This window comes from Mesorhizobium sp. M8A.F.Ca.ET.165.01.1.1 (assembly GCF_004792065.1).
GTDB lineage: Bacteria > Pseudomonadota > Alphaproteobacteria > Rhizobiales > Rhizobiaceae > Mesorhizobium.
The window spans coordinates 70238-94682 of record NZ_SRTH01000014.1; the positions used below are offsets into that span (position 1 = coordinate 70238).

Genomic DNA, 24445 nt, shown 5'->3' on the forward strand with positions numbered 1-24445 from the left:
TCCATCCTATGCCAAGGCTTCGGCTGCGAGGGGCTCGCGCATGGTGGTCAGGCGGCGCAGTTTTTCGACCAGGGCGCTGCAGTCGCCGCGATCGTAGCTCCACATCCTCGGATTGTGGGCCAGCACGCGCATCTTCAGCCTGCCGAAACGGTGCTGCTCCATCCCGCCAAGCGCGGTTTCCAACGCCTCGGGCGTGGCCTGCGGCAACAAAACGCCGATATCGCGCTGCCGCAGGAACCGTCCGGTCTCGGTGTTGTCCATCGAGATCGGCACCGCGCCGAAGCGGCAGCCTTCATAAAGGCGGTTGGGCAGCAGCCATTCGGAGTTCTGTCCCTCCTCGAAGAAATCGATCGCCCAGGAGAAATGGACGTCCTGATAGATCGCCGCCATGTCCTCCGGATTGCGATACGGCCCGCCAAACGACAGGTAAGGTTCGGCCTCAACGAAGGCATGGAAATCCGGGAATTCGGAAAGTGCCGGACGGCCGCGCAGCACGATCTCGAACCGGCCCTCCATGCGGCGCGTGAACCCGGCAAGCAGTTCGAGCGAGCGGCGGCAGCGCAGCGCCCCGAACCAGCCGATCCGCCATGGCGGGGCTACGGGTCCTTCGACCGCCTCAGGCTCGCCAGGCAGAACAGCCGCTGCCTCGAAATATTTGTTCTCGACCAGTTCCACCGGTGCCGCGACCTGGCGGAAGGGCCTGAAATAATTGGCGATGAAGGCGGGCGAACTGGTCACCAGCAGCTTCACGTCGCGCGCCAGATGGCGCTCGGTGGCGCGCAGCGCCTTGCCCAGAGCATCATCGCGGAGCACCAGGCGGTGAATGTCGAGGCATTCATAGACGATCGGGACCGCGGCGCCGAAAGCCGACCTTGCCCGGCGCGCCAGCGCCAGCATTTCCAGATTGCGCGCGATGATGAGATCCGGCTTCGGCATGCGCTTGAGCTTCGAACCTATCGATACCGCTGCTTTCGCCACCGCCGTCAGGCGCTGCGCGAATCGGCCATCACGCGTCGCGCCAAGGTCGATGGGCCGCAATCCTTCGATATCGGCGACAGGGGCGGCGGTACGGCGGAAGCCCGCCAGGGTGACCCGGGCGCCACCTGTCCGGAGCATCGTGATCCGTCGGCGAACCGCCGGGTCGGAAATATCGTGCACCAGGTACAAGACATGCAGCATGAAAACTCGACCGCTGTTTGACCCACCCAGGGAAAGCCTAGTACAGCTCTTGCTGCATCGCAACATTTTTGGCACGGCGATCCACGTTTTCTGTTGCACTGCAAAATTATTGCCGTAGTTTGTGGTCGGCGGCGGTTGTGGATTTCGGGCCCCGGAATCCGCGCAAAGATCAGGAATCCTGAATTTGGAAGCCAATCCATTCGATCCGCCGGAAGGCTCTCTGCGCAAATCGGTCGGCCGCGGCGCCGTCGTGACCGCCATGGCGCAGTCGGTGCGGGTCGCCACGCAGATCATATCCGTCATCGTGCTGTCGCGGCTCTTGTCGCCGCAGGATTTCGGTGTCGTGGCCATGTGTGCGCCGGTGCTCGCCTTCATCGCCCTGTTCCAGGATTTCGGCCTGACCCAGGCGACGATCCAGAAGACAGGCATCCGGCACGAGGAGGTGAACTACCTCTTCTGGATCAACGTCGCCGTCAGCGCCATCCTGGCCTGCGTGCTCGCGGGCGCGGCACCCCTGGTCGCTGCCTTCTACGGCGAGCCGCGTGTCGCTGGCCTGGTGGCGGCATTGGGGCTGCAGATCCTGGCTTACGGCCTGGGCGCACAGCATCTGGCGCTGCTGACGCGCCGCATGCAGTTCGGCCGCCTGGCGATCATCGACGTCGCCGGGGCCGTGGCGGGTCTGGCGGTATCGATTGCCTGGACCTTCATCGACCGCTCCTACTGGGCGCTGTTTGCCGGCACGCTGACCGGGGCGGTGCTTCCGACGCTCTGTTACTGGGCAAGCTCGCGCTGGCGCCCGGGCATGCCGCGCAAGGTCGCGGGCATCAGCGAGCTGATCAATTTCGGCGCCGGCATCACCGGTTTCAATTTCGCCAATTTCTTTGCCCGCAATCTCGACAACGTGCTGATCGGCAAATACTGGGGCGAGGCCCAGCTCGGCCTTTACGACCGTGCCTACAAGCTGCTCCTGTTCCCGCTCAGCCAGATCACCAATCCGCTGTCGAAGGTGATGGTGCCGGCGCTGTCGCGGCTGAAGGACGAGCCGGACCGCTATCGCAGCGCCTATCTGCGCGTCATGCCGCTGATCCTTTTGGTAGCGCTGCCCGGCGTCGCTTTCGCCACCGCCATGTCCGATGTGCTGATTCCCTTCGTGCTCGGCGAGCAGTGGCGCGCCAGCGCCTCGATCTTCCTGGCGCTCGGCTTTGCCGGCCTGCTGCAGCCGCTCAACAATCCGGCGGGCTGGCTTTTCGTCAGCCAGGGCCGCTCCGGAGACTTCATGCGCTGGGGCATCATCACGGCGGTGACCTCGGTGCTTGCCTTCGCGCTCGGCCTACCCTACGGCGCGCTCGGCGTGGCGGTCGCCTATGCGGTTAGCGAGTATCTGCGCACGCCCTTCCTGTGGCTCTATGTCGGCAGGAGCGGACCGCTGCAAGCCGGCCATGTGCTGCGCGCGGCAACGCCGTTCGTGCTTGGCGCGCATCTGGCGCTGGGCGCGGTCTGGCTGGTCAAGCCGATGCTGCCGCAGCAGCATGTCGTTGCCCTGGCCAGCGGCGCCATCCTGGCCTACGCGATCACCATCGTCGTCGCGCTGGCATTCGCGGCCGGACGCGAAGCCTTGCGGGAGGCCTTGAAGATGCTGCCTGCAAGAACGCCGGCGGCGACGCCGCGTGAGGCGCAATAATTTCGGCGCCTTTGTCGTCTAACCCTATCCCACCCGAGCATCAGGCCTGATCCATGCACTACCGATCGATCTCCGACATGAACGACGCGATTGTGAGTAACCTTCACCGGCTGCCGCGCGACATCGACCTGGTGGTCGGCGTCCCCAGAAGCGGCGTGCTGGCCGCGACGCTGGTCAGCCTTGCGGCGAACATTCCGATGACCGACCTGGATAGCTTCCTGGAAGGCCGGGTCTACACGTCAGGCATCACCAAGCGCAGGGCCGCACTCGACCGCAAAGTCTCGGAAATGCGCAAGGTGCTGGTGATCGACGACAGCGTTTCCGGCGGCAATGCCATGCGCGACGCCCGTGCCCGCATCAAGGGCGCCGGCATCGAGGCCGACTACACCTTTGCCGCCGTCTTCGGTCTGGAGCCCGAGCATCAGGAGACCGATCTGGTGTTCGAGGTCGTTCCGCATCCGCGCATGTTCCAGTGGAACTTCATGCATCACAAATTCCTGGCGCAATGCTGCGTCGACATAGACGGGGTGCTGTGTCTCGATCCGACCGAGGCCGAGAACGACGACGGGCCGGCCTATGAAAAATTCCTGAGCGAGGCGCGGCCGCTTCATGCCGTGACCCAAAAGATCGGCTGGTTGGTCACCAGCCGGCTCGAGAAATACCGTGCGTTGACCGAGGCGTGGTTGGCCAAGCACGAGATCCAGTACGACAAGCTCATCATGCTCGATCTGCCGAGCAAGGCGGAGCGCCAGCGGCTTGGCGCGCATGGCAGTTTCAAGGCCGATTTCTATCGCAAATCCGATGCCATCCTGTTCATCGAAAGCGAGCATGCCCAGGCGCTGAGGATCACGGAACTGTCGGGCAAACCGGTCCTGTGTGTCGAAACGCACATGGTCAGTTTTCCCGATGCGCTGTCGCTTCCGGCCCTGGGCCAAGCCGCGCGGAACCTGCCGGCAAGGCTGCGCCAGGTCAACTCGCAAGAGGGCCGCAAGAGCGCCGCCAAGACCATCGCCCGCGCCCTGCTTGGCGCGCGCGGCTATGAAACGCTGAAGAACCGGGTCAAGCGCCCAGCCTGACGCGGCGCGATCGGGTCGCTGTTTGACTAAGCGGCCTGGCGCGCGCTCTGCTGTGCCGCCCTGTCCAATATCGAGAAGAAGGTGACGAACTGACGGTCGGGGTCGAGCTCCGGCCGCCCGGCGAAGCTGCGCGCGAGGGCCGAGACCCGCTCATATTCCTTGTTGTCATTCCACAAAAGCCTGACGGCGGCGACCCAGTCGGCGAGCGGAGCATCATAGTCGAGCACCGCGCCGCCAGGGCCGATCGCTTCGGGCAGGCCGCCGCGGCGGGAGCCGACGACGGGAATGCCGCTGCAATGGGCCTCCGAGGCCACCCGCCCCCAGGCCTCTTCCCATTTGCTGGGCGCCAGCAGGATCCGGGTGCGGCCATAGACCGTCTTCATGTCGCTGGTGCGGCCTTCCAGCGTGACATTGCCGAGCGGCGCGATCGTCTGCTCGATGCGTGCCCGGTGATCGTCCGCCAGTTTCCAGCTTTCGACGAACAGGAAAGGGATTTCGGGGCACGCGCCGGCGATGCGCACCGCAAGCTCGAAGCCCTTTTCCTCATATGGGTTGATCAGGGTGACGAACTGGCCCGACGTCGGCGTGCTGTAGTGCGTCGGATTGATGGTCGGCGGGATTACGGTTGTCTCGATGCCGAACTCCCTGGCGTAGGTGCGCGCGGTGAACTCGGAATTGGCGATATAGAGCGCCGAGCCCAATTCGCGCAGGTCGCCTCCCAGTTCGTGAAACTCGACATTGCGGAGATAGACGACCAGCGGCACGCCCTTGGCCTGCAACGCCTTGCCGAGCGGAACCGATTTGTGACACTGGACCACCGCGACATCCGGCTTCACCCTGTTGACGGCGAAGGCCGCCGCCTCCCAGGGGAACCATGCCCGGATCACCGGGTAGCCGGGAAAACTGTCGACGACCGCGGGCTGGCGCAACAGCTTCATCTTTGCACGCGCCTTGAAGCCGAAGACACCATCGCCAAACAGGGCGGCGAGCACCGCGGCCTCATGCCCATGCTCGATCAACTGCTCTGCCAGATGGTGAGTGCTCGACTGGACGCCGCCGCTGAACTCCGGTGGGTAGCCATTGCCGCCTGCAAAGAGAACTTTCATGATCCCGGCTCCTCGTCTATCCATTTCAATGCCTCGGCCCGATGAAGGCCCGCGTCCAAGGCCGCTTCAGGCAGTCTTTGGCGGATCAAGCGTCGCGAACGGATTTGTGCATGACTGCCATCCGGTGAACCGGATGGGATCATTGGGCGAACCGCGCCAGGCGTAGTCCGTCAGCATGTGGAATTCGGCAACAACCCAGCGGTCGAAATGCCCGAGGTCGCGCTGCTTCTGTTTTGGCAACAACTGGCGTGCCTGACCGAGCTTCGCCTTCTCGAGCAAGGTGACGGCATCGCTCAGTTTTTCGCTGGGAAACATTCCCGGATTGCGGTTGCGGAACTCGAGCACGAACTGCTGCAGGTGCTCGATGCGCATGTTCAGCCTGCCGAGGTATTTTTCGAGCGTGACGCGAACCAGGTCCTCGTCCGAGAACGAGGACACGGCCGCGTAGGCCACGCCCGTCGATGCAACTCCGCCTGCCATGATGGCCAGTGCCGAACGCCGCGTGATTTCGATCATCGCATACCTCCCCTCACGCCATCCGGCTCGCTGCCCGCAAGGACAGAGCTGCCGCGGTCAGGCTCGGATTGGCGCAGGAACAGCTGGGATAGGTACTGGTGCCGACGACAACCAGGTTTCTCAACCGGTGATGGATCATGTTGCTGTCGATTACCGAATCGGCCGGGCCGGTGCCCATCCGCAACGTGCCCTGGACATGCGATTCCGTTGGCCGGATCCCGCGGTCGAACAACCGCTCCACCGGTAGCGGGGCAAGCAGTCCAGGCAATTTCTCAAGCGCCCGGGCCATGCCTTTGACCGCGTAGTCCGACGGTGCCTTGAAGCTGACGAAAGCATTGTCGTCCTCGTCGAGAGTGACGAAATTCTCGTGGTCGAGCAGGTTTTCGGTGACCACGACCAGCGGCAGCGCCTGGCGCAGCCGCCCCTTCTCGGCGCGCATCCCGTGCTGCCAGCGGTTCTCGAAATAGACCAGGGCCGCCGCATGCTCGGACCGGTGCGGACCGTCATAGAGGCCGAAATTCAGGCCGGTGGTGATGGTGCTGCCGTCGAAATTGTCGACGCCGTCGAGATAGACCTCGAAATTCCAGCCATAGGATTCATGCAGGCCGCGCCCGACGAATTCATCTCCGAGGCCGGAGCGCAGCATGATCGCCGCGCTCTGGATGGCATTGGCGCCGAGAACGAAGAGGTCGCCGCTGGCCTGATATTCCTTGCCCTCATGGACGAAGGCGACCGAACGCACCGTGCCGCCGACATGGTCGAGCCGCCGCACCTCGGAGCCGAGGCAGACCGATACGTCGGGATGCTCGAAGACATGCATCAGGCCATTATTGGCGGTGAACTTGGCATCGGCCGGGCACAGCCAGCAACGCAGATTGGCGCAGCAGGAGCTGCGTTGCGCGGTCGGCACGCGGGCCCGCGCGGTCGGCATGACGAAATGCTGGTCGGGCTGGGCCGCCTTCATCATCCTGTCCGGCGTCGACATGCGATGCGGCGGCTGCGGAAACGGCCTTGAGCGCGGCAGCATCGCCGCCATGTCCGGATCGCCCGAGATCGACATGATGTCTTCGGCGTCGCAATAGAACGGCTCGACATCGTCGTAGCTGATCGGCCAGTCATTGCCGATGCCGTAGGTGCTTTTCAGCCTGAAGTCGTTGGGATGGAAGCGTGGCGTCTGCGCGAACCAGCAATTGGTCCCGCCGCCCAGCCCGATCGTGTAATTCCACGGCTTGTCGGAATTGGTCTTGTAGGTCGTCTCGTCGTCGATGTCGGTGTTGACGTTCTGGTCGAGCTGCCATTGATGCGTGTTGTGACGGCCCCATTCGAGGACGAGTATGCGCGCCTTACGCCGCCTGGCGAATTCATGCAGGAAGAAAGCCGAACCGAAGCCGGAACCGATCACGACAACATCGAAATGATCCTTGGTGACTTGCTCGGGCTTGACGTCCAGCACCATCAGTTGCAACTCCTTTCCGCGCCGGGCGCAGCCGTAGGGTCGAGCGGTCTCATGCCGCCATTCTGCCGATCGAGTGATATTCGATGCCGTGGCGCGCCACGACCTTGGGATCGTAGAGGTTGCGGCCGTCGAAGATGACCGGCGTGGTCAGTGCATCCTTCAGCGCATCGAAGGACGGTGCGCGAAAACTCTTCCATTCGGTGGCGATCAACAGCGCATCGGCGCCGCGCAGGGCCGCTTCCTTGGTACCGCACAGCATCAGGTCGTCGCGCAGCCCGTAGATGGCCTGGCATTCCTGCATGGCCTCGGGGTCATAGGCCTGCACGTTCGCGCCGGCCTTCCAGAGCGCTTCCATCAGCACACGCGCTGGCGCCTCGCGCATGTCATCGGTGTTGGGCTTGAAGGCCAGGCCCCACAGCGCGAAGGTCTTGCCCTTGAGGCTACCCTTGAAATAGCGATGCACCTTGTCGAACAGGATGGATTTCTGGTCGTTGTTGCGCTCCTCGACGGCGCGCAGCAGCTTGGCGTCGAACTTGACGCCCTCGGCGGTCTTGATCAGGGCGCGTACGTCCTTGGGGAAACACGAGCCGCCATAGCCGAGACCCGGATAGATGAAGTGATAGCCGATGCGCGGATCGCTGCCGATGCCCTTGCGCACCTCCTCGATGTCGGCGCCGAGCTGTTCGGCGAGGTTCGCCATCTCGTTCATGAAGCTGATCTTGGTCGCCAGCATGCAGTTGGCGGCGTACTTCGTGAATTCGGCGCTGCGCACGTCCATCACGATCATCTTCTCGTGGTTGCGGTTGAAGGGCGCGTAGAGTTCGCGCATCACCGCCTCGGTTTCCTCGCTGTCGGTGCCGACGATAATGCGATCCGGCCTCATGCAGTCGGCGACGGCAGAGCCCTCCTTGAGGAATTCAGGATTCGAGGCGACGTCGAAGCTCAAATCGTCGCGGCCTCTTTTCTTCAGCGTCTCGGCGATCCTGGCCTTCACCTTTTCACAGGTACCGACCGGTACGGTCGACTTGCCGACGACGATCTTGGCGGCATCCATCTCGCGGCCGATGGTCTCGGCGACCGCCAGCACATATTTGAGGTCGGCCGAACCGTCCTCGCCGGGCGGCGTACCGACCGCGATCATCTGGATTTCGCCGTGCCTGACGGCAGCCGCCGCATCGGTGGTGAACTTGATGCGGCCAGCGGCATGGTTCTCCCTGACGATGCTTTCAAGGCCTGGCTCGAAGATCGGGACGAAGCCCTGGTTGAGCCGCTCCACCTTGCTAGCGTCAATGTCGACGCAGACAACCTGGTGACCAACCTCGGCAAGCACCGCCGCCTGTACGAGGCCGACATAGCCAATTCCAAACACCGTCAAGTTCATTCGGTTTCATTCCCATCCAGGGCCTGGAGCCGTTTTCGGTCCGGCCGGTTCAATTCGTCTTTCCCAACTCTTTTAGGCTGCAGACCAGCGATTCCGGAAACTGGCAGGGCTGGCCGAGCGCGGTGAAGGCAACGCGCTCTACCTGCAGCGAAAGCTTGCGGCCCGGATCGGCGAACGCTCCCATCCAGCCCTTCATCGTCTCGCTGCCCCAAAGGCTGAAGAAAATCTTCTGCGCATGGCTGGGCAGCTTGGCGGGATCGGTGATGGTGTTCACCAACTGACCGTTGAGGTACCAGCGCAGACTATCCTTCTCCCATACGAAGGCATAGTCGTTGAAGGCACTGTCGGTGCCGCCGGCCACGTCGACCAGTTTCTCGTTCTTGCCCTTGCCGTTGATGTAGGCGTTGACCTGCACCTTGGACGTGTCCTTGGTCAGGATCTCGAAATCGATCTCATCCCAAGGCTGCTTGTCGGACGGGCCGATATAGGAGAAGAAAGCCGCGTTGAGGCCGGGGCCCGTATCGGTTTTCATCCGTGCCTCATAGGTACCATAGCCGAAGCGCTGCTTGGTCTGGATCTCGCCGCAAGCGAACTCGCGATCCTTGGTCTTCTGCTTCGCGAAACCGAGCGAAAGAACACCGTCGGAAAGCTCGACCAAGCCTTTCGACCAAGTGCAATTTTGATGGCTGCCGTTTGTCCAGCCGTCTGAAACGTACCAGCGCTCACGGTCTAAACTTTTGAAATCGTCGACGAAAGAGGGCGCGGACTGGATATCCTGCGCATGAGACGGGGTTGCCGGCAGGCTGCCAAGAGCGGCGAGCAGCAAAGCGGCCGCAAGGCCGGACCGGCGGCCGAAATCCCGGGTTGAAGGGTCGTCGATTGCTGTCGTGGACATGGTTTTTGGTTCCGAACTCATGACAAACTCACCTTTGCGCTGTGTCCCCAACCCAAAGTCGACGTTTGAACCGCTTCCAAACGGGCCAACCTTGACCTCTTCAATCACCCTCCCGACTGCCAACCTTGCATCACCTCCGTCGTAACGGTCCCGCGCCGCCACCTTCACCCTCGGCCGGCTCCCGTCTGCCTGGCCGATTCGACCGCAGCCGGCGAATCGGCGTCCGCATTCTCGTCGAAGACCGCATCCAGCGAATGACGGAGCTCGCGCATCATGCCGCCCTGGCGCGCCAATGCCGCGATGCGGCGCTCGCTGTTCAAGATCGACTGCGTCAACGCGCTGACCTCGGACGAGCGGCGGTCGGAGGCGGAACCATTTTCCATGGCTTCAACGAGGAAAGCCGCGTTGGTCGCCTCCTTCTGATAGCGGCTCTCCAGGCCGGTTTTCTCGGCATCGATTTCGGCCGCGATCTGCTCGAACAGCTTCGCCAGCCGGTCGAGACGCGCAACATCGGTCTGCCTGTCGCGGGCCGGATCCCTTGATCTGAAGCCGAATATCGAGGCCATGAACTTAAATTCCCGTCATCGCTGGCTTTTTGGGCCGGCTTTCTGGCCGGGCCACTGGCCAATCCCCGCAACCGGGGCTGAAAACTCGTACCGCGTCGTCCACTCCTCCGCCGAAGAGAGACTTCGGACCAGTCCGATCGGGGGCCAGTTCGGCTGGTCGTTCAGTTTGCTGCACCGCAACATAGACTGCCATCCCCGGAGCCGCGAGGCAACCACCCAATTCGTAAACTCATAAATCCGATCGAAATGGTTGCGTGGTGGGCGGGCGGCGGGCCGGCAAGAGCCAACGCTCCCGCACCTTACCGTGCCTTGCCCGTGCTGGTTCCGGCCATCAGGAAACGCAGCGGCGGCACGTGTTTGTTCCTGGACACGAGGCCAACGCTGCGAAACAGCGCCTCGAGTTTGTCGGATGCCACGCCCTGGACGATGGGAAAGAAGTTGGATTGGCTTGCGAAGGCATAGGCCGCGGCCGAAGCCAGGCCCCGCTCGGCCTTCACGTCGAGGAAATTGCGCAGCCGATATTTGTCGCGCACATGCCTCTCGTGCCGCCGCAATACCGCCTTGGACCCTTCCGGCAGGCTGTCGATGGCCAGCAGCGCCAGATCGGCATCGGCCAGTCGCTTCAGATCCTGCGTCTTGTGGCGGCCGCTGAGCGAATCGGCTCGCACGATAGCGCCGTAGCCACAGGAACGGATGACCTTGAACCGGGCCCCGTGGGCGACCGCCCGCGCGTAAAGCTCATAGTCCTCACCCAGTCGCAGGCTTTCGTCGTAGCGCAATCCGTGGCGGTCGAGGAAGGCACGGCTGATCACGGGCTTCAAGAAACCGAGTTCGCCTCTTTGCACGCGGCGCCTGGAGATGTTGCCTTCCACGAACCGTTCGAGATTGAGGAATTCGGGATCGGCGGCAAAATCCGGGGCGACGATCTTGGTCGCGTCGCCGGTCGCGTCATCCCTGATGAGCATGATGTTGTCGGCGGCGAAATCCCAATCGGCGCTGGCAAACAGGTTGCGAAACCGGCCATTGAGGAAGAAATCGTCGGCGTCCAGAATGCTGACGAACGGCGCTCGTGAGCGGGTGATCGCGGCGTTGCGGGCAAAGGATGGACCGCGATTGACGTCGAGGCGCATCACCGAGAGCCGGCCGCTGCCGTCGTCGGCCGAGCGGGCGACCTCGGCGGTATTGTCGGTAGAGCCATCGTCGACGACGACGACCTCCGCCACTTCCGGTTCGCGCAGCGCGGATGCGATGGCAACCGCGATCGTGCGCGCCGCGTTTTTGGCCGCGATGATCACGCAAACCTCGGATTTCGTCATCGACATGGAATTTGCCTCTTGCACAGGTTTCGTTCTGCCCTCGCCCTGTACACGTTCGATATCCATTGCCCTCATGGACTGGCCGGCCGTTCGAAGATGCGGCGGCTGATGTCCGCCGACGCGGCCCAGCCAGCCTCGGCCAGGTAGCGGACGGGAGCCCGGCCGCACAATTCCCACAACACAGTCCGCCGCTGCGGCCAGCGCAGCGACGACAGCCATGGCGCGATGACCATGTTGAGCAGGTCCTCATTGCCGATGCGCGACAGGATCGGCTTGGCCCGCTCCGATAGAAGCGTGCCGGTGCCGCCCAGCAGCACGTCGGCGGCGCGCAGGCCGAGCAGCAAGGTGTCGTCCAGTCCCTGGCCTATCGCGGCATCGAGCACACGCTGCTGATCGGCCTCGCCGAGGCGAGCGGCGCTGGCCCTGATATCGCAGACATAGCCGGCGCAGGGCTCGCGGTTGAACAGGGCCTTGGCGACGCTGATGCACGACAGCATCAGTGTGTCGGCGGCCGAAGTGAAAGGGACCTCGACGCCGGTGATCTCGACCAACCGTTTCCGCCGCAGGAACCCGTCGGCATCGCGCGGGCTGGGCGAGCCGGGCTGCTGGAGCCGGTAATGAAGATCGACCGTGGATGATCTCGGCCCGCTGCCGCGAACCATGTGCTGTTCGCCGAGGAAGCGGATCCACCAGACCGAACGCGACTTGCCCGACACCTCGTAGCCAATCAAGCGCAACGCTTCGCGCGTCTTCAGGAACCCGGCCGGCGCGACCAGGATGTCGACATCGCCCGCAGGCTTCATGAAGTGATCGTCGTAAAGCAGATGCTGCTGGAACGGCCCCTTCAGGAAGACGAAATTGATCCGCCGGTCGGACAGCGCCTCGTTGATGGCCATCGAATCCATCAGGCAGGCGGCGTTCATCGAAACCGTCCTTCTGCGATAGGTTTCGAGCCACTGGAAGAGCTCGCCCGGCCTCTCATGCGCCGGCGCACGCGCCAGCGCCTTCAGAACGAAGACACCGACCTTGTTCAGCCTGGCGATATCGGTGACGGCCTCGACCGAAAGGCCCGAGGGCAACGCCTCGGCGGCCGGGGCGGCGGGCGCCGCGAAATACAAACGTAAGCAGGCCCGCACATAGGCGATCTCGTCGGCGCAGTCGGTTGCGCGCAGTCGTTCATAAGAGCTTTCCGGCAAGGCCATTGAGCGCACAGTCTCCAAAAAACGGTTTGCGCGTCGCGTATGCTGCAAGTGCGAAACAAAGCATCCTTAAAAACCGCGGCGCCGTAAAGCCTTTCCTTTCGCGGTGCAAGATTTTGCAACCATAGCGTTTGCCGGCTTCCTCCGAAGGTGACGAGGTGATGGACGGAACACCCCGTCGCGGTGCTATCGGCGGTGGCCAGATGAAAGAGGGATATAGTTTAGCGCTATCTAAAATCAATCGCTTGCGTGAATTTCCCTTCAGGAATTCCCCTTAAAAATGACCAAATCAATGATTTAAAGTGTTGTCACTAGCAAACGCCGAAGTGAAGCAGCTTCCCTTCCTAAATGGCGGATTTCTCACATGGGGAGTGACGTTCGCAACCCATAATTGATTAACGGCGGGTAAATGAGACTTGACTCATAAATGCTGCTATGCAGCTATTGCGCCGCAGCATGAAAGTGCTGACGGTAATCGACAGGCCGTTTCCAGTCCTTGATAGGAGAGTACAATGGAACAGAATGTTGAAAAGCAAGAGTACGAAACGCCAAACCTGACCGTGCATGGTTCGATCGAGACCATCACCCAGGGCGGCGGCGGCAGCACGGCGATCGATGCGTCGTTCCCCGCACATACGCCAATTGGCGACCTCACGTTCTCTTGAGACTATCCTGATCCCGGAGGATGACGTTGGAACCTCCAGTATCCAAAAATCATAAGAAGGAGCCGGGGGTGAAAATCCCCGACTCCTCCAGCCTGTCGATGCGGGGCAACGTGTTGCGAAAGAGGTTTTAGGATGAACTGGAACCCATCCGACCGCGATTGCGTAAGCGCGACCAAGGATGCCGTGGCCTGCGAATTCGGCGAAGGCCTCGCGCTTCTCAACCTGAAATCCAATATCTACTACAGCCTCAACGGTGTCGGCGCTTTCATCTGGGACCTGATCCAGGAGCCCAAGCCGGTCGCCGATATCCGCAGCGCCGTCCTCGCTCGCTACAATGTCGACGCCGAGCGCTGCAAGGGCGACGTCGACGCATTGCTGAAAGGCCTGGCGGAAAACGGGCTTGCGAGGCTTGAGCATGAGGCCGTCGTCTAGGCAGGTGTCGCAGAAGGCCATGGTTGCGCGGCAAAGACCTGTGACGCAGAGACCCCCCGTGCCGATGAAGCGGCCTGGCAGGCGGAGCCTGGCCAGGATTTTGGCCTTGAGCGGTTCGGAAGCGTTTTTCCTGGCCCGCTGCCTGCTGGTGGTCGCGACCGTGCGGCTCGGGCTGACAGTGTTCTCCTACAACCGCGTCCGCGGGATGGTGACACGGCTCAACGCGCGCCAATGTGCGAGCATGGGCGAGTTGCGGCTTGTCGCCTGGGGGGTTGCAGCGGCCGCGCGGTTCGTGCCGGGCGCCACATGCCTGACCCAGGCGCTTTCGGGCCAGTATCTCCTCGCGCGCAAGGGCAATGCGTCGAATATCCGCATCGGCATCGAGCGCGGCACGGGCGAGCAATTGAAGGCGCATGCCTGGCTGGTCAGCGACAACCACATCGTGCTCGGCGGATCCATCGATGGTTTCGCACATCTGGTCGACCACGGCAGCCGATGAGCGGCGTGGCCGGAATCCTGTTGCGGCAGGGCCACGCAGTAGCGGTCCGAGGCCCCGCGCCGACTGAAGCGGCGAGCGGCATCCAGCAGATGTTGGCGCGCATGCGACATCGTGGTCCCGACGGAAGTTCATGGTGGCTGGACAGCGGCGTCGCGCTTGGCCACGCCTGGCTGAACACGACCGACGAAGCCGGGCCCGGCCCGCTGACCATGGCCGGCGGCAAGCTCGCCATCACCGCCGACTGCCGGCTCGACAACCGCGACGAGCTGCTCGCCAGGCTCGGCATCAGGGACAGCTCAGTCGCCGATGCTGCCTTGCTGATGCGGGCCTATCTGCGCTGGGGTGAAGCCTCCCCCGTGCATCTGCAAGGCGATTTTGCCTTCGCCATCTGGGATGCCGAGCGGCAGCTTCTGTTCTGCGCGCGAGACCATTTCGGGGTCAAGCCATTCTATTACCACGCGGCGGAACGACGCTTTGCCTTTGCCTCCGAGATCGGACCAATGCTCGGCCTCGACGGGGTTGGTGCGCACCTCAGCGAGCACCGGATTTCGGGCTTCCTGGCCGGGTTGCCCGACGACCCGCAGTCCACGCCCTACCGCGACATCTTCGCCCTGCCGGCGCGTCACAGCCTTACCGTCACCGCGCAACGCCTGGTGCTGCGCCGGTATTGGCAGATCGAGCCATCACAGCGAGTGCCACGGTCGGATGCCGCGGAGGAATTCGCCCATCTTTTCTCGCAATCGGTCCGCAATCGCATGCGGGGAAGTCCATCGGTCGGCGCGATGCTGAGCGGCGGCCTCGATTCCTCCTCGATCGCCTGCGTGGCCGGGCTGCAAAATGCGGCCGGGCGCAAACCGAAGCTGCCGACCTTCTCCCTAGTTTTCGAGAAGGGTTCGTCGATGGACGAGCGCTCCTTCATCGATGCCGTGCTGGATCAGCAGAAGACCGACCCGACCTTGATCCCTGTCGGCAATTATGCGCCTTTCGCCGAATTCGAACGGGTGCTGGAGGAACAGGAAGGCACCTTCCTGGCGCCGGGCCTGACGCTGACACGCGGTATCTACCGGACGGCGGGCGCCAAGGGCATCAAGGTGCTGCTCGATGGCCATGGCGGCGACGAGGTCGTTTCGCAGGGACATGGCCATCTGCACGAGCTTGCCAATGGCGGCAGATGGCTGGACCTCTGGCGCGAGGTCCGCAGCGCCTCCAACACCTATGGCGACAGCACGCTCGGCCTCTATTTCCAGTTCCTCACTATTTACGGGCCGGCCTGGCGCATCGCCAGGCTGCGGCAGTTGGGGAACCGAGCCCTGAACAAAATACGCAAACCTGCCCAATCGCGGCGTGGCCGGAGCTGGCGCGACCTGATCAATCCGGACCTTGCCAGGCGAACCGAGCTCATCGACCGGTTCCACCGAGCCGGCTATATGCCACCCGGCGTCCAGGCCAGCGATGCTCTCAGTCACCGCTGGATCCTGTCCAACGGTTATGTCCCGCACTCTTTCGAGGTTCTGGACAAGGCCGCCGCCAATTTCGGCGTCGAGCCGCGTTATCCGTTCTGGGACAAGCCGCTGGTCGAATTCTGCCTGGGGCTGCCGGGCGAGCAGAAGCTCAGTCACGGCTTTGGCCGCTACGTGTTGCGCCGGGCTATGGAGGGCATCCTGCCGGCGGCGGTCCAGTGGCGGCGCGACAAGATCGATTTCACCGCCAATCTCGTCAACGGCATGGTGCGCAACCATCGCGACCTGCTGGACCAGTTGCTGGTTGGCGACGCGGGTCGCATCGCGCCCTATGTCAACCTGCCGGAAGTAACCGCTGCCTATGCGCGGCTGTTGCGCCAGCCGGACCAGGTGGCGCCGCTCGATGTCCAGTATGTCTGGCGCTCGGCGTCATTGTCGCTGTGGCTGCGGCAGGTCCAGCATGGCGGAAGCCCGGCATGATGTCCCGCCAAGAGCCGTTCGCCGGCGATCTCGACCATCTTCCCCGGCGCAGCAGGATCGCGGGAGAACGACGTTACTACCGCGCCTACGGCCTGATCGTCGCATCCGACGTGTCCCTGCCCGAACTGGAGCCGGCGGACCCGGCGTCGGCCGACATCGAGATCGCCATCGGCCCGATCGATATGCCCAAGCCTTCGGCGGAGGCCGCGACCTTCTTCCGCTTCGAGCCCGGCCGGCAGTATTTGGCCTGGGAGGCCGTCGGCGCATTCCTGATCAGCGACGCCCGCCGCATCGATGTCCAGCCGGCGCCCGGCGTCGACGACGCCTTGCTTGCCTTTCCGTTGCTGGGGCCGGTGCTGGCGCTGCTTCTGCACCAGCGCGGCCTGCTGGTTCTTCATGCCAGCGCCATTGCGGTAACCGGCAGGGGCGCCATCTTCATGGGCGACAAGGGCGCCGGCAAATCGACGACGGCAAGCGCGCTGATCCGGGCCGGACACGATCTGCTTACCGACGATGTCGTCGCGCTCGACCTGGCAAACCCGAACCAGCCGATGATCGTTCCGGGGTTTCCGCAGATCAAGCTTGCCGCCGATGCCGCAGCGGCAATCTCGCTTGGGCAGGCGCAAGTGCGGCCGCAAGTGCATCCCGCGATCGAGAAGATGCAGCATCGCCTGCACGGCGCCTTCTCCGGCAACAGGGTGCCGGCGGCCAGGATCTACATACTCGAGCGTGGCGAAAGGGCTGGGATCACCCCCTTGCCTTCCATTGCCGCCTTGCCGGCCATCATCAAATTCTCCTACGTGACGCGTTTCGGCCGCGCGGCGCTCTCCGGCGATTTCGCCGCGATGCACCTTCGTCACTGTTCAGCAATCGCTAACCATGTCGGCGTGTGCCGGCTGGACGTTCCGACGGGCATCGACAGGATCGGCGAGGCTGTGGCGCTGATCGAAAAGGAACTGGCAGGAGATGCCTAGGTCATCGGTCTTCAGCCTGTCGCTGTTTCGCGATGTCGCGGCATTTGGCGCCGTCATTGCCCAGATCGGCGGGCGGCGGACCTGGACGGCGCTGTTGTTCCTGATCCTCGGCAGCCTGACCGAAGGCATCTCGATCCTGCTGCTGATTCCGCTGCTGCACCTGGTTGGGCGCGCCGACCAGGATTTCGCGGTCAGGCTGCCGAATATCGATTTCGTCCGCTGGCTGGTGCCCGGCGGAACGCTGCAACTGACGACGGTGCTTTGCGCGCTGGTCGGGCTTGTTGCCGTGCAGGCAGCCTTCAACCGCTTCAAGTCGGTCTATATGGCAAGGCTGCTCTTCGATTTCATCAACCGCCTGCGCATGAACCTGTTCGAGAGCATCGGCAAGGCGCGGTGGGGCGTGTTCACGCGCATGCGCGGCTCCGATCTCGACCATGCCCTGACCGGTGACATCGACCGCGTCCAGGGGGCCGCCTTTTCCCTGCTGATGTTGGTGCAGATCGCCGTGCTGCTGGCGGGCTATCTCGTGATTTCCATGTTCATCTCCCCGGTTATGACGGCGTTTGCCGTCGTTATCGGCATCGTGATGTTCATAGCGCTGCAGCCGTTTCGCTCGCGGGCCACGGCCTTCGGCCGCATCCTGACGAGCAATCGCCAGGACCAGTACCGTACGGTTTCGGAATTTCTCGGCGGCATCAAGGTGGCCAAGAGCCTGAATGTCGAGGGCAGCTATTTCGCGCAGCTGCAGGCCACGCTCGAAAAGATGAAGGCCGATAACATCGCTTATGTGCGGAACAGCTCGATCGGCACCGCCGTGTTCCAGGTGGCGAGCGTCGTGGGCTTGAGCGTCTTCATCTATGTGGCGCTGGTCCGCTTCAACCTGTCGCTGGCCGAGATCGTCGTGCTGCTCCTGGTCTTCATGCGCATCGCGCCGCGCTTCATGGACATGCAGACGCAGGCCCAGCAGGTGCTGATCAACCTGCCCGCCTATACGGCAATGCGCAGCCTGCAGGCACGTTTCGACGCCGAGCGCGAGCCGGGCCATATCGAATCCGGGGATGCCCGCAAGCTGGCCCTCGATACGGGGCTGAACATTCGCGACGTCTCCTTTGCCTATGACGGCGGCGCCGGCAAGGCGGTGGTGAGCGACGTCACCTTCGGCCTTCCGGCCGGCAAGGTCACCGCCCTGATTGGCCCGTCCGGATCAGGCAAGAGTACGATCGCCGACATGCTGCTCGGGCTGCTCGAGCCGACCGCGGGCAAGATCCTCGTCGATGGCGTCGAGGTCGATGCCGGCAACCGCCGCCGCTGGCGCGATCAGGTGGCCTATGTGCCGCAGGAGGTATTCCTGCTGCATGACACGATCGCGGCGAACCTGCGGCTTGCCGCCCCGCAGGCCAGCAACGACGAATTGTGGGCGGCACTCCGCGCCGCGCATGCCGGCGAATTCGTAGAACGGCTTGACCTCAGACTGGAGACGGTGGTCGGCGACCGCGGCGTGCGCATGTCGGGCGGCGAGCGTCAGCGCATCGCGCTGGCGCGCGCGCTGCTGCGCAAGCCTTCACTGCTCATCCTGGATGAGGCAACAAGCGCGCTCGACTGGCAGAACCAGTCACTTATCGCCAAGTCGATCGACGGCCTGCGCGGCTCAATGACGATCCTGACAATCGCTCACCGGCCGTCGATGATCGCCTTCGCCGACTGGGTGGTGGCAATGGAGGACGGCCGTGTCGTGGAAGTTGGGCAATATCGGCGCCTGAAGGCGAAGCCGGGGAGCCGACTGTCCAGGATGCTGTCGGGAGAACAGTCGGAGACCGAACCAGCGGACGTGGCCTGACCCGGCGTGCGCCTTGCGCCTAATGCAGGCTCCGCCGGGCGCTGCCAAGTTTCTCGCCCTCGGGCACTTCGGTGGATTTCTTCTTTCTCTCGGCTTCGCGCAGCCTGTCGGCCGGCGTCGGCTCGCTCCTGGCGATCATGGCGTAGACGACCGCGAAATAGCCGGCCTGGATGACCACCGCGCAGATGATGACACGCAGCAGTGTCGTGCCGAGCGAAGCCCCACCCAGCCACGACCAGGCAACGACGATCGAGAGCGCGAAAAGCATCCCAAGGATGAATTTTGGAAGCGACATACCCAACAGCCCATAAACCGGCTCGGGTTATATCCAACGATAGCCCCACCCGAGCGCCGTCCCTTGTCATGCGGGCTTGTTAAGTCACCCGCTGCCGACCGGTTGCTTCCGGCCTTTCAACCTGTCGCCACCATGACAGGTATAATTTGCAATTCTATTAAGGCGAGCAGAAGGCGGCAAGGGCAACCGCACATATTTTTGAATCAGCTTACGCGCTCGACTCTGCCATGCTGCAACGCACACGGCCGCATTTCACTCAACCTGCAGCCGTTATAAGGCGCGAGTACAATCCATAATATTAAGCAGTATTTTATGTGAATAGTTTCAAATATGGCACCTTCCTAAAGCACTTATATGTTCCGCCCCTCGACGCCGAGAACGCGTCGCCTAGGAATCGCCTCAAAAATGTCCGGATTTTTTTATCCTTGCCCATTTATTGTCACAAATGTGCTAAAAATTTCGAAATTTGTGCAGAGCGAGCTTACTATTTAGTCAATTCATGACGCGACTATTTCAATGGGATGGGAAATTGTGTGTTGCGCTGCAGCATTTTTTTGATATCGTGCGGTCAACCATTCGTTCACCGCATGGAGTTTCCGTATGAGGGATATTGCCAAGTCGGCCACGGCGGGCTTTTCGCAGGCTGACACCGACTTTCCGCCGCCGATCGGCGGTCTCATCAAGCGGAGTTTTGATGTCGCCGGTTCGCTGGTTGGGCTGATCGCGCTCAGCCCGCTGTTCATCATGATAGCATTGCTGGTCAAGTTCTCCGATGGCGGATCGATTTTTTACGGTCACCGCCGAATCGGGCGCGGCGGACGGCTGTTCTCCTGCCTCAAATTCCGCACCATGGTTCCCGACGGGGACAAGGTGCTGGCCGCCTATCTTGCGACCAATCCAGACGCCAATGCGGAATGGATAGCGACCCGCAAGCTGAAGAACGATCCACGCGTCACCCGCGTCGGAGCGGTCCTGCGCAAGCTCAGCCTCGATGAGTTGCCGCAGATCATCAACATCCTCCAGGGCGACATGAGCCTTGTCGGGCCTCGCCCGGTGGTCCGCGACGAACTGGAAATCTACGGCAGCGCGGCTGTCTATTATCTGAAGTCCCGGCCCGGCCTGACCGGCCTGTGGCAGGTCAGCGGCCGCAACGATGTCTCTTATGACAGCCGCGTCGCGTTCGATCGCCACTATGTCGAGAACTGGTCGCTGTTCGAGGACGTTCGCATCATCATCAGGACCGTGCCGGCCGTCTGGATGTCACGCGGTTCTTATTGATCGGCCGGGCTGACCCAGCCATCCGGCGGCAAGCTCATCGGGCGATGGGGCTAAAACGGATCGGAACGTTCAGTTGAAAACAGACATGTTCGAAGCCTTTGGCGGCGGCCCGTTTTTCGGCCGCTCGCGGCTCGTGGCGACGTGCCTTGCGATGTCGCTCGCTTTTCCCCAGCTGGCCGCCGCCGACGACTACCGTCTGGGCTCCCAGGACAAACTCACCATCCGCATCGCCGAATGGCAGACCGTCGAAAGCACGTTCCGCGACTGGTCGTCGGTCAATGGCCAATACACGGTCGGTCCGGCCGGCACGCTGTCGGTGCCTTTCGTCGGCGAACTGCCGGCGGCCGGCAAGACCACGGCAGAGGTCGCCGCGGCGATCGGCGAGGCGCTGCAGCACAAGCTCGCTTTGTCGGACAAGCCCGAAGCCTCGGTCGAAATGGCGCAATTCCGGCCGTTCTACATTTCGGGCGAAGTGCAGAATCCCGGCCAGTTTCCCTATGTGCCCGACCTTACGGTGCTGAAGGCGATCAGCGTCGCCGGCGGCATCAGGCGCAGCGCCGACTACGGTCCCCAGCTCGGCAAGGACCTGGTCACCGCCAAGGGTAATTTCGATATCTCCGACGACCTGCGTGTGCGGCTGATCGTCAAGCGCGCCCGCATCGACGCCGATATGGCCGGCAAGACGAGCTTCGAAGCGCCGAAGGAGGTCGAGGGCGATCCTCGGCTGCCGACCATCGTCAACGACGAGATGACGATCCTGACCGCCGACCAGAAGGCGCTGAAGCTGAAGCTCGAGTCACTCGACGATCTCAAGGGTGTGCTGCAGGCCGAAATCGAATCGCTGGAGAAGAAGATCGTCAACCAGCAGAAGCAGGTCGATCTTGCGCAGCAACAGCTGGCCAGCATCGGTCCGCTGGCGCAGAAGGGTCTGGTCGCCAATGCGAGACTTCTGGATTCGCAGCAGTCCGTCACCGACCTGCAAGGCAAGATCCTGGACTATGAGACGGCCATCCTCACCGCCAAGCAGGCGATCAGCAAGGCGACGCAGGACGCCATCGACGCCCAGAACACCTTGAGCTCGAGCCTCGCCGCCGCCCGGCAACAGACCGAAGCCGACCTGAACGAGGCCGCGCTGAAGGTGAATATGCAGAAAGGCCTGATCGCTCAGGCCACTGATCCGGCGACGACGGCCGCCATCACCAACGACCAGCAGCCTACCTTGCTCTATTCGCTGGTGCGCAATGTCGACGGCAAGACCAGCGAAATCGCCGCCAAGGAAGACACGCCGGTGCTGCCCGGCGATGTGATCAAGATCAAGCTGGCGCCGCTGGCGAGCCAGTAGGGACGCGGAAGTTCGCACGACCCGCCGCTTCGATCCTCTAACACAAAGACTTTGAACCTCCGCCTGGCCTGCCTGGCGGAGGTTTTTGCTGACAGGGTTTCCAGAACCGGAAAACCAGAACGGTTGTTGACGCAATTGCGGACGGGAAAACCGCTACGCACTTTTCCCGGCATTGCTCCAAGAACGGTTTAGTGTTTGATAGAATCTCTGACCCGCTCTAACTTCTTGTTTTCACGCAATTCCCAAGGGGAAGCGCTATGCGCTTCTCCCGGGAAACCGTTACACACTTTCCTGGAATTGCCCTGGCGGACCCTCATCATTACTCGGCCGCCGCCGGACGGTGCGGCCAGGCTGGCTCCCCACCCTTCGCATCCGCTGGCTCGAAGGCCGGCGACCACCGCGTGCGCGTGACCGGCAACCGGGCCAGCTTGAAGAAGCTGAAATACATCAGGAAGGAGCCCATGATGTAGGGGTTGAGAATCTCGACCTCGACGAAGGAGCGGATGAGCAGCAGCACCATCACGCCGATGAGAACCACCGATTCGGCCTGCCATGTCTTGAAGACCACCGCCGCGATATGGCCGAAGAGCGTGCGCAGCATGATCAGCGATATCAGCACCGCCCCGGTGAAGCCGAGTTCGACAAGGGCCTCGACATAGGTGTTGTGGAAATGGAAGCCGGTGCGGGTGGTGATGTAGAATTCGTTCCACAGCCGCTCGGCCTCGGCAAAGCCCTGCACCCAATAGGCGGCATAGCCGACGCCGAGGATCGGCGATCGCATCGCGGCGTTCCAGCCCTGCTCCCACAGATAGGTCCGCCCGGTGAGCGTCGAATCCTTACCGAAGATGCCAAGCACGAAGTCCATGAGCCCGAGATTGAGGGCGACGATGGCCACCACGACGATCATGCCGGCGCCGATCAGGAAGATCACCCGGCGATAGCGCCGCGACAGAAGCTTGCTCATCGCAAGCAGCGCCACCAGCGCCAGAACCGCCGGTATCGAGGCCATCGAGGTGGCGGAATGCGAGACGACCAGCACATAGGCCGACAGCAGCACGACCGGCACGGTCAGCATGAAGCTCAGGCGGCCACGCCGAAGGAAAGCAAGGAAAACGACGGAGAAATAGATGCCGAGCGAGCCGACGAAGCCGATCTGGTTCTTGGAGGCGAAGGCGCCGACGAAATTATAGGTGCCGTCGAGGACGTCCTCGGAATAAGCTCCGACCTTCAGCGAATAGATCAGGACGAAGAATATGCCGACCAAGGCGCCTATCGTCAGGGTGCGCACGCTGACGGTGCGCGCCGCGACATAGGCACAGGCGATATGGGAAAGGTACTGGACCGCCGTTCTGGCGGTGGTGCCGGGTGCCTGCGACCAGAACACGGAGAAGCAGACATAGGCAGCGAACAGCAGCGGCAACCAGGCACTGGACAATTGCCGCAGGAACCGCCGGTAGTCGACCAGGATGAGCGGAAGCCAGACGACATAGTAGGCCAGGATCAGCACCTGGCCGAAAATGACGGAATAGGAGAACGCCCAGATCGAGACGGCAACGGCAAAACTGCCATAGACCGAATTCTTCTCGGGATCGACGAGCAGGGATTTGGGAATTTTCATCTAAAGGGTCCCGTCAACACGACCCAGAACCGGCAGGCCGCAAACCAGCCGGCATATCCGCAAACAGGGGCGTACAAGAAACGGCGTCTCCATTGTGCAGTGCAATATAACCTATCGCACCCCTTGCTCAATGGCAAATCCGGTCACCTTGTCTTACAGCGAAGCGATCGCCGAGAGATCGCAACCCCATAATCCGGCCGGTGTTGGGCCCAGACGATCCGGCCACATGCCGGCTTGAACTCGATCGGCGGTCACCTCACAGTTCCCGACGAGCCATCACATGGACCGGGATGGACAGGGGAGTGACATGCCGATGAATTTCGCGGGACGATTCGCCGGCCGATCGGCGGTGATTACCGGCGGCGCCTCGGGCATCGGCCTGGCGGTCGCGCACAGGATCGTCGACGAAGGCGGGCGCGTCAGCGTCTGGGATCGCGATCCCGCACAGATCGAACAGGCGAAAGCCGTCATTCCCAGCCTGCAGGGGGTGACGATGGACGTTGCGGATGCGGCAAGTGTGGAGGCCGCCGCACAATCGACGATCGAAGTCCTCGGCGGCGTCGACATACTGGTCACCAGCGCGGCCATAACCGGCCCCAACATGACGACCTGGGCCTATTCGGCCGAGGACTGGCAAAGGGTCATCAATATCAACATCAACGGCGTCTTCTATTGCAACAAGGCGCTGGTGCCGCACATGCTCGAGCGCAACTACGGCCGCATCGTCAACATCGCCTCGATCGCCGGCAAGGAAGGCAATCCCAACGCTTCCGCCTACAGCACCTCGAAGGCGGCGGTGATCGGCCTGACCAAGTCGCTCGGCAAGGAACTCGCCAAGACCAAGGTGACGGTCAATTGCGTGACGCCGGCAGCTGTACGCACGGCGATCTTCAAGCAGATGAGCCAGGAGCACATCGACTTCATGCTGTCGAAGATACCGATGGCGCGCTTCGGCGAGGTCGAAGAAGTGGCTGCGCTGATCTCATGGATCGCTTCCGAGGAATGCTCGTTCACCACGGCCGCCGTGTTCGACGTTTCGGGCGGCCGCGCTACGTATTGAGCCGGGTCGAGGCAGTTCCGAGTTCGCCCGAGCCAACTACAATTCCGCGTGACGAAGCAACGATTGGAGCTGGACAGGCTTATGGTAGCTGGCGTCTGAATGAGCGTGCCACAACAGGGGAAAGCCATGACACG

22 protein-coding genes are annotated in these 24445 nt (G+C 62.6%); 11 read left to right on the forward strand and 11 right to left on the reverse strand.

All coding sequences use genetic code 11. The annotated features are described in order from the left end of the window. Positions 1–6: 6 nt before the first annotated feature. Positions 7–1179: a glycosyl transferase family 1 gene (locus EN808_RS27855; RefSeq protein WP_127279648.1), complete on the reverse strand. Its 1173-nt coding sequence runs from the start codon at positions 1177–1179 to the stop codon at positions 7–9. 184 nt (positions 1180–1363) lie between these two features. Between EN808_RS27855 and EN808_RS27860 the strand changes: the two genes are divergently transcribed. Both EN808_RS27860 and EN808_RS27865 read left to right on the forward strand, forming a co-directional pair. Then, positions 1364–2860 carry a lipopolysaccharide biosynthesis protein gene (locus EN808_RS27860; protein ID WP_135862310.1) on the forward strand — a complete coding sequence of 499 codons (1497 nt, stop codon included), beginning with the start codon at positions 1364–1366 and terminating at the stop codon, positions 2858–2860. Positions 2861–2913: 53 nt separating this feature from the next. After that, positions 2914–3936: a phosphoribosyltransferase family protein gene (locus EN808_RS27865; protein WP_127279646.1), complete on the forward strand. Its 1023-nt coding sequence runs from the start codon at positions 2914–2916 to the stop codon at positions 3934–3936. Positions 3937–3962: 26 nt separating this feature from the next. On the opposite strand, the gene EN808_RS27870 is transcribed toward EN808_RS27865, so the two are convergent. The 8 genes from EN808_RS27870 to EN808_RS27905 all read right to left on the reverse strand — a co-directional run bounded on the left by EN808_RS27870 (position 3963) and on the right by EN808_RS27905 (position 12374). Then, on the reverse strand, positions 3963–5042 hold the full coding sequence (locus tag EN808_RS27870; protein ID WP_127279645.1) for a glycosyltransferase: 1080 nt from the start codon (positions 5040–5042) through the stop codon (positions 3963–3965). A gap of 66 nt (positions 5043–5108) precedes the next feature. After that, positions 5109–5558 carry a hypothetical protein gene (locus tag EN808_RS27875; RefSeq protein ID WP_127872987.1) on the reverse strand — a complete coding sequence of 150 codons (450 nt, stop codon included), beginning with the start codon at positions 5556–5558 and terminating at the stop codon, positions 5109–5111. A 13-nt stretch (positions 5559–5571) separates the two neighbouring features. After that, positions 5572–7014, reverse strand: coding sequence for a GMC family oxidoreductase (locus tag EN808_RS27880; RefSeq protein ID WP_135917298.1), 1443 nt, complete (start codon positions 7012–7014; stop codon positions 5572–5574). Positions 7015–7063: 49 nt separating this feature from the next. Beyond that, the gene (locus tag EN808_RS27885; RefSeq protein ID WP_127872985.1) at positions 7064–8395 is read right to left on the reverse strand and encodes a UDP-glucose/GDP-mannose dehydrogenase family protein; all 1332 of its coding nucleotides are present in this window, start codon (positions 8393–8395) and stop codon (positions 7064–7066) included. Between the two features lie 49 nt (positions 8396–8444). Beyond that, positions 8445–9311, reverse strand: a complete 867-nt coding sequence (locus EN808_RS27890) for a family 16 glycosylhydrolase (protein WP_135917343.1) — start codon at positions 9309–9311, stop codon at positions 8445–8447. A gap of 143 nt (positions 9312–9454) precedes the next feature. Continuing rightward, positions 9455–9856 carry a hypothetical protein gene (locus EN808_RS27895; RefSeq protein ID WP_135883688.1) on the reverse strand — a complete coding sequence of 134 codons (402 nt, stop codon included), beginning with the start codon at positions 9854–9856 and terminating at the stop codon, positions 9455–9457. 299 nt (positions 9857–10155) lie between these two features. After that, the gene (locus tag EN808_RS27900; RefSeq protein ID WP_135862318.1) at positions 10156–11178 is read right to left on the reverse strand and encodes a glycosyltransferase family 2 protein; all 1023 of its coding nucleotides are present in this window, start codon (positions 11176–11178) and stop codon (positions 10156–10158) included. A gap of 65 nt (positions 11179–11243) precedes the next feature. Then, positions 11244–12374, reverse strand: coding sequence for a nucleotidyltransferase family protein (locus EN808_RS27905; protein ID WP_135917299.1), 1131 nt, complete (start codon positions 12372–12374; stop codon positions 11244–11246). A gap of 509 nt (positions 12375–12883) precedes the next feature. Between EN808_RS27905 and EN808_RS27910 the strand changes: the two genes are divergently transcribed. From EN808_RS27910 to EN808_RS27935, 6 genes are all read left to right on the forward strand, one after another. After that, positions 12884–13036, forward strand: coding sequence for a lasso peptide (locus tag EN808_RS27910; RefSeq protein WP_127279240.1), 153 nt, complete (start codon positions 12884–12886; stop codon positions 13034–13036). Between the two features lie 132 nt (positions 13037–13168). Then, on the forward strand, positions 13169–13468 hold the full coding sequence (locus tag EN808_RS27915) for a PqqD family protein (protein ID WP_127279241.1): 300 nt from the start codon (positions 13169–13171) through the stop codon (positions 13466–13468). Positions 13469–13574: 106 nt separating this feature from the next. Continuing rightward, on the forward strand, positions 13575–13967 hold the full coding sequence (locus EN808_RS27920) for a lasso peptide biosynthesis B2 protein (RefSeq protein ID WP_245525140.1): 393 nt from the start codon (positions 13575–13577) through the stop codon (positions 13965–13967). After that, positions 13964–15907, forward strand: a complete 1944-nt coding sequence (locus tag EN808_RS27925; protein WP_135917301.1) for a lasso peptide isopeptide bond-forming cyclase — start codon at positions 13964–13966, stop codon at positions 15905–15907. Before EN808_RS27920 ends, EN808_RS27925 begins: the two co-directional genes overlap by 4 nt. Then, on the forward strand, positions 15904–16881 hold the full coding sequence (locus EN808_RS27930) for a serine kinase (protein ID WP_135917302.1): 978 nt from the start codon (positions 15904–15906) through the stop codon (positions 16879–16881). The genes EN808_RS27925 and EN808_RS27930 overlap by 4 nt, the downstream gene beginning before the upstream one ends. Beyond that, the gene (locus EN808_RS27935; protein WP_135917303.1) at positions 16874–18718 is read left to right on the forward strand and encodes an ABC transporter ATP-binding protein; all 1845 of its coding nucleotides are present in this window, start codon (positions 16874–16876) and stop codon (positions 18716–18718) included. The genes EN808_RS27930 and EN808_RS27935 overlap by 8 nt, the downstream gene beginning before the upstream one ends. A gap of 19 nt (positions 18719–18737) precedes the next feature. Here EN808_RS27935 and EN808_RS27940 read toward each other — a convergent pair whose 3' ends face one another. Further along, positions 18738–19013, reverse strand: a complete 276-nt coding sequence (locus tag EN808_RS27940) for an exopolysaccharide production repressor exox (protein ID WP_135862324.1) — start codon at positions 19011–19013, stop codon at positions 18738–18740. A 600-nt stretch (positions 19014–19613) separates the two neighbouring features. On the opposite strand from EN808_RS27940, the gene EN808_RS27945 reads away from it, so the two are divergent. Continuing rightward, the gene (locus EN808_RS27945; RefSeq protein ID WP_135917304.1) at positions 19614–20291 is read left to right on the forward strand and encodes a sugar transferase; all 678 of its coding nucleotides are present in this window, start codon (positions 19614–19616) and stop codon (positions 20289–20291) included. Positions 20292–20376: 85 nt separating this feature from the next. Then, positions 20377–21633 carry a polysaccharide biosynthesis/export family protein gene (locus tag EN808_RS27950; protein ID WP_167531474.1) on the forward strand — a complete coding sequence of 419 codons (1257 nt, stop codon included), beginning with the start codon at positions 20377–20379 and terminating at the stop codon, positions 21631–21633. A 319-nt stretch (positions 21634–21952) separates the two neighbouring features. Here the strand turns inward: EN808_RS27950 and EN808_RS27955 are convergent, their stop codons facing one another. Beyond that, entirely contained in the window at positions 21953–23251 is a 1299-nt protein-coding gene (locus EN808_RS27955; protein WP_127275992.1) for an O-antigen ligase, read from the reverse strand. Between the two features lie 307 nt (positions 23252–23558). On the opposite strand from EN808_RS27955, the gene EN808_RS27960 reads away from it, so the two are divergent. After that, positions 23559–24311: an SDR family NAD(P)-dependent oxidoreductase gene (locus EN808_RS27960; RefSeq protein WP_135917305.1), complete on the forward strand. Its 753-nt coding sequence runs from the start codon at positions 23559–23561 to the stop codon at positions 24309–24311. Positions 24312–24445: the final 134 nt, after the last annotated feature.